Below are 7,476 nucleotides of genomic sequence, written 5' to 3' on the forward strand. Positions count from 1 at the left end.
GGCATATTTACAAAAAGAATATACGCTCCCTATATCTTCTAAATATTCGCGATGGAGGTGCGTTTTCCTTTTATGATTTACGTTTTGAAATTTGGTGCGGCGTGGATTCTGCCGCCGGGCATCTTCATCCTTGCGCTCGCCGCGATTGCCGTGTATCTATGGCGGCGGCAGGTGAAAGCAGCCGCGGGGATTCTCGCCGCGATTGCCGCCGTATTTTATCTCCTCACGACGGGGGCGGTTGCCGATCTCTTCATGGGGAGTCTCGAGCGGACGTATCCGGTGCCGGAGCACCCGCAGGGCGACGTCATCATCATGCTTGGCGGCGGGGCGATCGGCGGCGTGCAGGATGTGGATGGGGAGGGGATGCTTGCGCCGAGTCCTGCGTCGCGTCTGCTCACCGCCGTGCGTCTGCATCGGCTTTATGGATTGCCGATTCTTCTCTCGGGCGGTCAAGTATTCAAGGACACAGGTACGGAGGCGGAGATCGCACGGCGCGTGCTCATCTCGCTCGGTGTGCCGGAGGAGCAAATATACACGGAGTCCGAGAGCCTAACGACGGGACAGAACGCGCGGTATTCGGCTGAGATCCTGCACAGAGAAGGCTTTACGCACCCGATTCTCGTGACCTCGGCGTTTCATCTGCCGCGCGCCGTACTGAACTTTGAAAAATTGGGCATCGAGGTAACGCCATATCCGTCAGATTTTTGGGTGCCTGCACATCCGCACCTCAATCCGCTGAAATTTGTGCCGAGTGTCTCACCGTTCCAGACCAACATCACGTTCCTGCGGGAAGAACTGCGTACTTTTGTCACGAGGTATTTGGAATGACGAAGAATTTGACGAGCGGCGATCCGATGCGGCTGATTTTTTTCTTTTCATTGCCGCTGGTTGCGGGGAACATGATGCAGCAGCTCTATTCGTTTGTCGACACGCTCATTGTTGGGCGATTCCTCGGCGTTTCCGCGCTCGCTGCGGTGGGATGCACAGGCAGCCTCATGTTCCTCGCGCTCGGATTCATCATGGGCTTTTGCGTCGGCATTACCATCTGCACGGGACAGCGGTTCGGTGCGGAGGATATGGACGGTGTCCGGCGCAGTACGGCGGCATGTATTATCCTTGGCATGGTGGTAACACTTCTCCTTACGGCGATTGTTTTGCCGCTTACGCGTCCGATGCTTGTGCTCATGGAGACGCCTGTGGAGATCATTGATGGGGCTCAGGATTTCATCACTGTCATCTTTGCGGGGCTTATCATCTTCCTTTTCCTCTATCTGCAAAACTGTCTCGTGCGTGCACTTGGGGACAGTAAAATCCCCACCGTGATGCTCGGTATCGCGCTGTTCCTCAATATCGTCCTTGAGCCGATCGCGATTCTCGTGTTGGGGTGGGGGATTCCCGGCGCGGCACTCGCGACTGTCATTTCACAGGGGCTTGGCGCACTGATTTTTTTCGCCTATATTCGGCGGCGCATCCCTGTGCTCCACGTGCGGCGGTCAGACTTTTGCCTTGACCGCGCGCTCCTGTGGGAGCATCTGCGTGTAGGACTACCGATGGGATTTCAGGGCACGGTCATTGCAATCGGTGCGGTGATTCTCCAAATTGCGCTGAACAATCTCGGCGCAGTTGCCGTTGCCGCGTATGCAGCGTCACAGAAGATTGATGCCGTTGCCGTCATGCCGATGCTGTCGTTTGGCTATGCGATGGCGGCGTACACCGCACAAAACTACGGCGCGCAGAAGTATGACCGCATCCGTGCAGGCGTGCGCGCTTGTCTGAAACTATCAATGGGCTTTGCCGTACTCATTGGTGCATTGCTGATTGCATTCGGCACACATATCCTTGCCCTCTTCATCGAAGGGGATGCGGCAGCGTCGGATGTCATCGCCTACGGGCATATGTTCCTCATCGTCAACGGTTCTTGCTACCTGATACTAGCGCTCCTTCTCGTTTACCGCAACGTTCTGCAGGGGCTCGGGCAGAGTGTGATGCCGACCGTTGCCGGGGCAATGGAACTCCTCATGCGCGCAGGCACTGCGATTTTTCTCTGCGCACAGTTCGGCTTCCTCGGCGCGTGCTTTGCAAATCCTCTCGCATGGATCGGCGCAGGGGTACCGGTTGTGATTGCGTATTATTGGACGCAGAAGACACTGCAGACGACTGTATAAATTTAGTCTCACGAACAAGGACGGACACGGAAGAAATGCATCTTCGTATCCGTCCTTGTTGTATTTTTGTATATTGTCCAAATCCCGGGGGTTACAGCATATTTCGCAGAAACTCTTTCGTCCGCTCTTCTCTCGGGGCGGAGAAAAAGGCGTCCGGCGTGCCCTCTTCGATGATGCGGCCATGCTCCATGAAGATGATGTTCGTTGCGGCTTCGCGTGCAAATGCCATCTCGTGCGTGACGACGATCATCGTCATGCGTTCGGCGGCAAGTGCGCGCATGGTGCGGAGCACCTCGCCCGTCAGCTCCGGATCAAGCGCGGAGGTCGGCTCGTCAAAGAGCATGATGTCCGGCTGCATCGCGAGCGCGCGCGCGATGGCGACACGCTGCTGCTGTCCGCCCGAGAGCTGGCTCGGGTAGGCGTCCTCACGGTCAGAGAGACCGACTTTTTGGAGGAGTTCGCGCGCATAGGGAAGGATCTCGCTCTTTGCCATACCCTTGACGTGGCATGGGGCTTCGATGAGATTTTCGATGACGGTCATATGCGGAAAGAGATTGAACTGCTGGAACACCATACCCGTTGAAGAGAGAATACGGCGCGCTTCCTGCGGCTCTGCGTAGACCGCCTGCGCCGCGCCCTCTTTCGTCTCGCAGAGGATGCGCCCGCGGATGACGATATCGCCGCTGTCGACGGTCTCGAGCTTGTTGATGCAGCGGAGCAGGGTGGATTTCCCGGACCCCGAGGGGCCGATGATCGCGAGGACTTCGCCGCGCACGAGCGAGAGATCAATGCCGCGCAGCACCTCCGTTCCGCCGAATGTCTTTCGGATGCCGCGCATCGTGAGCATCGTTTCCGTATCAGCGGTCATATCTTCCATAGTGCGCCTCCAATTTTTTGAATCCCCAGGTGAGCGCGGCGGTCATCGCAAGGTAGAATGCCCCCGCAATGACGAGCGGCGTCATGTCGAACTCGCGCTGAACGATCGTGCGCGCAACGCGCAGCAGGTCGTTCATGGCAAGGATGTAGACCAGCGACGTGTCCTTGACGAGATTGATCGTCTCGTTGCTGACCGGCGGCAGCGTAATGCGCAGCACCTGCGGCAGAATGATCCGGCGCAGGGCGAGCGGATAGCTCATGCCGAGCACGCGCGCGGCTTCGTACTGTCCGCGCGGCACAGCCTGAATGCCCGCGCGGAAGATCTCCGCGAAGTATGCCGCGTAGTTCAGCACAAAGGCCAGAAATGCGGCGGAGAGATCCGACAGCTTGATGCCGATCATCGGCAGGGCAAAATAGACGAAGAGCAGCTGGAGCATCAGCGGCGTGCCGCGCATGACCCAGATGTAGAAGTCGATCAGTCGGCCGAGAATCCGGCTGCGCGAAAGACGCCCCAGGGCAACGAAGAAACCGAGCGGCAGCGAAAGCGCGAGCGTAACGCAGAAAATCTCGAGCGTGACCGTCGATCCCTCGAGCATGAGGAAGGCGGTATCCAGTATTTTATCCATCATATCTCCCGGCGTGAAAAAGGCTGCCGCAAGGAGCACGGCAGCCTCGTTCCGTACAGTTACTTAACCAAATTTGTTTGGAACCACTCTTCGGAGATCTTTGCGGCCGTGCCGTCCGCCTTCATCTCGTTCATGACCTTCTGCACTTCGTCGCGCAGCGCCGTATTGTCTTTTGCAAAGGCGATGCCGAGCTCGCCCTTGGGACCGATCGGAATGTTGCGCTCTTCGATTTTATCGGGGTGTTTGCTCATGTAGTAGCGCCCGACGATCCGGTCGCCGACCACCGCGTCCAGGCGACCGTTCTCAAGATCCATAAAGGTCGCGACGAAATCGGGATATTTCTTTACCTCTTTGACGTCCTTTTTATAGAAGTCGGTCGCGTCGATGTATTCCTCCGCCGTACTTGCGCTCTGCGTGCCGATTACCTTGCCGGCGAGGCTTTGCTCGTCGGTAATCGCAGTATCGCCTTTGCGGACGAAGATGACCTGTTGGCTGTCCATGTACGGATCGGAGAAGAGCATGTTTTCTTTACGCTTTTCTGTGATATCGAGTCCGTTCCATAGGATTTGGACGCGGCCGCTCTTGAGCTCGGCTTCCTTGCTCGACCAATCGATCGCCTTGAACTCAACCTCGCGCCCGAGCCGCTTTGCCGCCTCTTTTGCGAGGTCGACATCGAAACCGACGATCTCGTTCTTCTCATCCTTAAAGCCCATCGGCGGGAAATTGTCGTCGAGACCCACAACAATTTTCCCCTTGTCCCCGTCCTTTGCAGGCGCGGCAGCTTTATCCCCGCCGCCGCAGCCCGTGAGCAGCAGTGCGGACATCATAGCCGCAGCTACGCCGGTTAAAATGTTTTTCCGGTTCATCTTTTCCACTCTCCTTTTGATTCTTTAACAAGATAAATCGATAACGTAGTGCTATTATAAGCGAAACAGTAAAATTATGTCAAGTATTTATTTTGTACAGGCAGGTTTTTTTTAAGAAAGGTAGAAATAGTTATAGATATCATATTTCGTATAAAATTGACCGCGTAAACCGGGGGAGGGCTTACCTTGCGTGCAATATCCGTGGACGATCTTGAAAATGGGATGATACTTGCGCGAACGATCGTCAATGCCAAGCGTGTGGTCGTCGTGTCGGAGAACACCGAACTCACGCAGGCGCATATCACGCGTCTCAAGTTTTTGAAAATTCCTGTCGTCTACATCAAGGACGAAAACGAGCTGAAAGAGGGGATCTCACCGATCTTTTCGCGCAGCAATCTGTTCGTTAAGCAATATGAAAATGTCGTCGGCACGGCAAAATCTATCTTTGAGCAGACAAAGAAGACGGGGGAGGTGCCGGTTGAGCAGACCAATGAGATGGTGCAGGAGGATCTTCTGCCGCTCTCGCGCCGCAGCGGAACGATCGACTATCTCAATCAGCTCAATCATCTTGCGAGCGACATCTACAACCACTCGCTGCGCGTGTCGATTCTCGCGGGTGTCTTTGCCAAGTGGATGCATCTTGACCGCGAGATGTCGAAGGACATCGTGATGGCAGGATTCCTGCACGATGTAGGCAAGTCGAAGTTCGATCAACGGCTGCTCGAGAAGAACATCGATACGCTCAAGGGCGAGGACTACGAGAGATACATTCAGCACACGGTGGACGGCGCGCAGATCCTCAACAAGATCGCAGGACTCACCGAGGGCGTACGTCTGACGGCGCTCCAACATCATGAACGCATGGATGGCAGCGGATTTCCGTTCAATATCAAGGGGGACGATATCCACCTCTACGCGCGTATTGTTGCCGTTGCGGATCTTTACGATAATATCACAACCGAGCGCGAGGGATATCGGCGGCAGACACCGTTTGACGCGGTAGCAGTCATCGCGAGCCAGATGTATACGACACTCGATCCCGAGGTCTGCATGGCAGTGCTGACGAATATCAAGAACGCATTCCTCGGTTCGCGCGTACTCCTCAACAATCATCGTGAGGGAAAGATTGTCTCCTATCCGCACGGCGTTGTGCCGAAACCGATCGTGGCAATCGGCGACGACGAGCTGATCGATCTCAATGAGAACCCGCGGATCGCGATTCTCGAGTACAATCCCAAATAAGACAGATCCTTTTTACAGAGCTTTCGGCGTGAAACGGCTCGTATACGCTGCAGGCTCTGTTTTTATCTTCCATTTTACGCGATCGTTTGATTCCATCAAAAAACGCCGCATGATACGTTCATACGGCGTTTTGTTTTCGTTCGTTTAGCCTACCGACTGGAGCAGATTGTACCACTCGAGGGCGGCGTTATAATTCTGTTTGAGGCGTCCCGGTGAGAGATTTTCCTCTTTGCAGAGTGCAATGACCTGATCCCAGTCGCCTTGTTCATAGGCAACTGCGATATCCAGAATCTTGCGCAAATCACTCTTTTCGCCGAGGAGCGCGGAAGTCAGCTCCTCACTGAGTGCAACCTCCTCAAGTACTTCTTCCATCGGCTGATTGAGCAGCGCGTCGATGAGCGAGAACATACCAAGCAGGAAGCCTGTGTCCGGCGTGACGTTCGAGTGTTTGAGCTCGCTTGCGATCAGTTCGCAGAACTTGGCGCGCAGCAGAGATATGGTAAAGAGTTCGGGCGGTTTGCCTTCGGAGAACGTTTGGAGGCTCACGAGTGTTACCCAGCGGCGAATGCCCTCTAGTCCGAGCAGGACGGTTGCCTGCCTGAGGTTTGAGACGTTGTGCGTGAGTCCCATGCCGACTGAGTTGATGTAGGTCAGCAGTTTATGTACGAGGTTTGTGTCCGAGGAGATGGCGTCCGTAATTGCCCTAAAGTCAAACTCACGGCGGTTGACCTCCTTGAGGAGCCGCATCTGTGAAAGCGCATTGCTTGAGAGCTTCTTTTGACGCAGGACAGTCGGCTTGCAGAAGAAATAGCCCTGAAAGAGCACATAGCCGAACTCAAGCGCCTGACGGAACTCGTCCTCCGTTTCGATCTTCTCGGCGAGCAGACGGACATGACCGGGGAGAATTTCGCGCAGCTTTTTCCGCTCCTCGGGATCCTCGGTGATGCGAAAGTCCACCTTAATGATATCCGCCATCTCGATAAGCGGCTCATAGCCGGGGAGCAGGACAAAATCGTCGAGGGCGATCTTGTAGCCTGCTGCCTTGAGTTCCTGTACCGCTTCAAGAATCTCCGCGCGGGGCTGTACCGTTTCGAGAATCTCCACCACGATGGTATCGGCGGGGAGGAGCTTCGGCGCCCGGTCGAGCAGATTTTTCTCCGTAAAATTGATGAAGCCCTTTTTTTCAGAGACGAGTTTTTTCATGCCGAATTCGAGCATCGCGTTCACCATCACGCTCTGCGTCGCGACATTGCCGTCGAGATTGGGGTCAAAGGCGTTTTTCAGACCGCTGCGGAATAAGATTTCATAGGCGTATACGCCCTTTTTCTTGTCTAAAATTGCCTGCCGCCCGATAAATAATTCATCCATAGATAGCCTCTTTCTGTTGGAGACGAATCTAAAACGTGATATGTCTCTATTGTGTCTCTATTACGGGATATTTGATGATCATTATAGCATAGTTTATACGAAAAACAAATCAAAAAAAGTTGACGGCATTAAAGATACTGTTTGCGTCGTTGTATGAAGGCCTAAATTGCAATAGCAAGTGGGACAAGTAGGGAAAAAGTTACGAGGCAGCGAATTGAGCAACATATGAATCGAAACGCTCTTTGGGTGTATCGTATCCGAGGATTTTCCTGGGGAGGTTATTCATCCAGTCCTCTACCTGTTGAATTGTGTCCGGCGTGAGGCAAGCAATAT

At 54.5% G+C, this 7,476-nt stretch carries 7 protein-coding genes; 3 read left to right on the forward strand and 4 right to left on the reverse strand.

Annotation, left to right across the window (positions count from 1 at the left end; translation table 11 throughout):
* Positions 1 to 72 precede the first annotated feature (72 nt).
* Both HMPREF1147_RS07785 and HMPREF1147_RS07790 read left to right on the forward strand, forming a co-directional pair.
* A complete protein-coding gene (locus HMPREF1147_RS07785) occupies positions 73 to 828 on the forward strand; it encodes a YdcF family protein (protein WP_009658322.1) in 756 nt (251 codons plus the stop codon).
* Positions 825 to 2,165, forward strand: a complete 1,341-nt coding sequence (locus HMPREF1147_RS07790) for an MATE family efflux transporter (RefSeq protein WP_009658387.1) — start codon at positions 825 to 827, stop codon at positions 2,163 to 2,165. The genes HMPREF1147_RS07785 and HMPREF1147_RS07790 overlap by 4 nt, the downstream gene beginning before the upstream one ends.
* A 91-nt stretch (positions 2,166 to 2,256) precedes the next feature.
* On the opposite strand, the gene HMPREF1147_RS07795 is transcribed toward HMPREF1147_RS07790, so the two are convergent.
* From HMPREF1147_RS07795 to HMPREF1147_RS07805, 3 genes are read right to left on the reverse strand one after another with little or no spacing between them, the layout of a single operon-like run.
* Positions 2,257 to 3,042, reverse strand: a complete 786-nt coding sequence (locus HMPREF1147_RS07795) for an amino acid ABC transporter ATP-binding protein (RefSeq protein WP_009658346.1) — start codon at positions 3,040 to 3,042, stop codon at positions 2,257 to 2,259.
* Positions 3,023 to 3,667 (reverse strand): amino acid ABC transporter permease, encoded by a 645-nt coding sequence (locus HMPREF1147_RS07800; protein ID WP_026761956.1) that lies wholly within the window; start codon positions 3,665 to 3,667, stop codon positions 3,023 to 3,025. Before HMPREF1147_RS07800 ends, HMPREF1147_RS07795 begins: the two co-directional genes overlap by 20 nt.
* A 59-nt stretch (positions 3,668 to 3,726) precedes the next feature.
* Positions 3,727 to 4,533 carry an amino acid ABC transporter substrate-binding protein gene (locus HMPREF1147_RS07805; RefSeq protein WP_009438769.1) on the reverse strand — a complete coding sequence of 269 codons (807 nt, stop codon included), beginning with the start codon at positions 4,531 to 4,533 and terminating at the stop codon, positions 3,727 to 3,729.
* Positions 4,534 to 4,755: 222 nt separating this feature from the next.
* Here HMPREF1147_RS07805 and HMPREF1147_RS07810 point away from each other — a divergent pair, with 222 nt between their 5' ends.
* Positions 4,756 to 5,775, forward strand: coding sequence for an HD-GYP domain-containing protein (locus HMPREF1147_RS07810; protein ID WP_009350507.1), 1,020 nt, complete (start codon positions 4,756 to 4,758; stop codon positions 5,773 to 5,775).
* A gap of 144 nt (positions 5,776 to 5,919) precedes the next feature.
* On the opposite strand, the gene HMPREF1147_RS07815 is transcribed toward HMPREF1147_RS07810, so the two are convergent.
* Positions 5,920 to 7,143, reverse strand: a complete 1,224-nt coding sequence (locus HMPREF1147_RS07815; protein WP_009438870.1) for an EAL and HDOD domain-containing protein — start codon at positions 7,141 to 7,143, stop codon at positions 5,920 to 5,922.
* Positions 7,144 to 7,476: the final 333 nt, after the last annotated feature.

Origin of the sequence: Selenomonas sp. FOBRC9, from assembly GCF_000287655.1 — a bacterium.
Taxonomy (GTDB): Bacteria; Bacillota; Negativicutes; order Selenomonadales; family Selenomonadaceae; genus Centipeda; species Centipeda artemidis.